This window comes from Amycolatopsis rhizosphaerae, from assembly GCF_007713715.1.
Classification (GTDB): Bacteria; Actinomycetota; Actinomycetes; order Mycobacteriales; family Pseudonocardiaceae; genus Amycolatopsis_E; species Amycolatopsis_E rhizosphaerae.
The window spans coordinates 1-2,768 of the sequence record NZ_VJWX01000701.1 but is presented as its reverse complement, the minus strand read 5'-3'; the positions used below and the strand labels follow the sequence as shown (position 1 = coordinate 2,768).

Genomic DNA, 2,768 nt, shown 5'->3' with positions numbered 1-2,768 from the left:
GCCTTGCCTGGCCCGTTCTCGACGAAGGACCGCATGCCGTTCTTCTGGTCTTCGGTGGCCCACAGCGCGGTGAACAGGTAGGTCTCGAGCTTGAGCCCGCTGGCGAGGTCGCCGTCGAGTCCGCCGTCGATGGCGGCCTTCGCGTTGGCCAGCGCCACCGCGGGGCCGTTGACGAACTGCGAGGCCCACTTGAGCGCGACGGTGTAGACGTCGTCGGGCGCGACCAGCTCGTCGACGATGCCCAGGCTCAGCGCCTCCTCGGCCTTGGCGAACCGGCCGGTGAACACGAGGTCCTTGGCCTTGCTCGGGCCGACCAGCCTGGCCAGCCGCTGGGTGCCGCCCGCGCCGGGGATGATGCCGAGCAGGATCTCCGGCTGCCCCACCTTGACGTTGTCCCCGGCGATGCGCCGGTCCGCGGCCATCGCCAGTTCGAGGCCGCCGCCCAGGGCGTAGCCGGTGATCGCGGCGACGGTGGGCTTCGGGATCGCGGCCACCGCGGCCACGGTGTTCTGCAGCGCGGTGCCGAAGGACCGCATCTCGGCGTAGGAGCGGGCGGCCATCTCCTTGACGTCGGCGCCCCCGCAGAAGGTCTTCTCGCCGCCGTAGAGGATCACGGCGCGCACGTCGGCCCGCTCGGTGGCCTCGCGGGCGGCCTCGCCCAGCTCGGCCTGCACCTGGTTGTTGATGGCGTTCACCGGCGGCCGGTCCAGCCGGATCGTGCCGACCCCGCCGTCCACCTCGAGCCGTACGAACTCGCCCACGCTCAGTCCTCCTTAACTGTCACGCTACTGGCTGGTAGCCGACTCTACCGGCGACGGGCGAAGAAGCGGTCGCCCGAGCGTTCGAGCACCAGGTCCTGGTCGAAGGTCTTCGACAGGTTCTCCGCGGTCAGCACGTCGTCGAGCAGACCGGACACCACGACCCGCCCCTCCCGCACGAGCAGCGCGTGCGTGAAACCGGGCGGGATCTCTTCGACATGATGGGTCACCAGCACCATCGCCGGCGCGTCGGGATCCAGCGCGAGCGTGGAAAGCCGGGCCACCAGGTCCTCGCGGCCCCCCAGGTCGAGCCCCGCGGCGGGCTCGTCGAGCAGCAGCATCTCCGGGTCCGTCATCAGCGCGCGGGCGATCAGCGCCCGCTTGCGCTCCCCCTCGGACAGCGTGCCGAAGGTGCGCTCGGCCAGGTGCGCGATGCCCAGCGCGCCGAGCAGCTCCATCGCACGGTCGGTGTCGAGCCGGTCGTAGGCCTCGCGCCAGCGGCCGACCACGGCGTACCCGGCGCTGACCACCACGTCGCGCACCAGCTCGTCACCGGGCACGCGCGCGGCCAGCGCGGCGGAGGTGAAGCCGATGCGGGGGCGCAGGTCGAAGATGCTGACCTTGCCCATGCGCTCGCCCAGCAGGTCCACCGTGCCCACCGTGGGGTACAGCTCCGCGGCGGCCAGCCTCAGCAGGGTCGTCTTGCCCGCGCCGTTGGGGCCGAGCACCACCCAGCGCTCGTCCAGCTCGACGGTCCAGTCGACGCCGGCGAGAAGATCGCTGCGCCCACGGCGGACCCCCACACCGGACAGGCGCACCACGAGGTCGTCAAGGTTGTTCGGCTCGCTCACGGCCCCCATTGTTCCCATCGGTTACCGGGCCCGGGGAGCCGCCCCCGGTACCAGTGGCTGAGACATCGCCCACCTCACCTCGAAATCGTGGCAGCATCCATCCCGTGGTCACCTCGGCGTTCCCGCGACCCGCGAGCGCGGGCCGGTTCTGGCGCGACCGCACCGTGGATCTGCTCCTGGTCGCCTCGGCGGGCAGTATCGGGGCGTGACGCGGCCCACAGCCGTGGCACGCTGCCCGTCCCCGCCTCTTCACGACCTCACGGAGCCCGCGTTGACCCGTTGCACCCTGGATTTCGAAAGCCATCCGCGTCTCGCCGGAGGGCTGACCCCCGACCTGCTGCACCCGGAACGGCTGCGCTGGACGCCTGGCCAGCTCGCCGAACTGACCCGCCGGGTGGCCGAGGAGCTGCCCGGCCCGCTGACGGGCATCCTGCGGTTCGACACCGAGCGGCGGTGGTGGGCGCGGCTCGCCCTCACCGACGGCGTCGAGCTGTGGCTGCTGTCGTGGCTGCCCGGCCAGCACACCCCGCCCCACGACCACGGCGGCGCGGCCGGCGCCTTCACCGTGCTTCAGGGCAGGCTGACCGAGACCTACCGCTCCCCCGGCCGTCCCCTGCGCACCCGGGTGCACGAGGCCGGAGCGGGCAGCGGCTTCGGGCTCGCGCGAACGCACCAGTTGAGCGCGGAGCCGGCACCGTCGGCCAGCGTGCACGCCTACTCGCCGCCGCTGCTGCCCACACGCGAGTACGCGTCGTTCGCGGACGCGCCCGCCGAACCACCGGCGGCACCGCCGCTGTTCGTGCGATGAGTGCCGAGGAGTTGCTCGCGGCGGCCCGGTCCACCTTGGACCGCGTCGGCCCCGCCGAGGCCGGAAGGATGCAGGCGGCCGGAGCGCTGGTCGTGGACATCCGTCCCGAGCGCTTTCGCGCCGGGGAGGGCGAGATCCCCGGTTCCCTGCCGATCGAACGCATCCACCTCGAATGGCGGCTCGACCCCACCGGTGCGCATCGCATCCCCCAGGTGCGGGCGGACCGGCCGGTGATCGTGGTGTGCAACGAGGGCTACGCCTCGAGCCTCGCCGCCGCCGACCTGAAACGCCTTGGCCTGCCACTGGCGACGGACCTGGTGGGCGGGTTCCGGGCCTGGCGGGCCGCCGGCC

4 protein-coding genes are annotated in these 2,768 nt (G+C 72.8%); 2 read left to right on the top strand and 2 right to left on the bottom strand.

The features are described from left to right. Both FNH05_RS35755 and FNH05_RS35750 read right to left on the bottom strand, forming a co-directional pair. Positions 1-761: enoyl-CoA hydratase/isomerase family protein (locus tag FNH05_RS35755; protein ID WP_144593265.1), on the bottom strand; the 761-nt coding region annotated here is incomplete at its 3' end. 44 nt (positions 762-805) lie between these two features. Further along, entirely contained in the window at positions 806-1,618 is an 813-nt protein-coding gene (locus FNH05_RS35750; protein ID WP_144593264.1) for an ABC transporter ATP-binding protein, read from the bottom strand. Between the two features lie 262 nt (positions 1,619-1,880). On the opposite strand from FNH05_RS35750, the gene FNH05_RS35745 reads away from it, so the two are divergent. After that, entirely contained in the window at positions 1,881-2,417 is a 537-nt protein-coding gene (locus tag FNH05_RS35745) for a cysteine dioxygenase (protein ID WP_222426813.1), read from the top strand. Beyond that, positions 2,414-2,768: rhodanese-like domain-containing protein (locus FNH05_RS35740; RefSeq protein WP_144593263.1), on the top strand; the 355-nt coding region annotated here is incomplete at its 3' end. The genes FNH05_RS35745 and FNH05_RS35740, both read left to right, overlap by 4 nt.

Excerpts from the sequence above, each read along its gene's own strand:
- FNH05_RS35750 (WP_144593264.1), bottom strand. The coding sequence starts at position 1,618 with ATGGGGGCCGTGAGCGAGCCGAACAACCTTGACGACCTCGTGGTGCGC.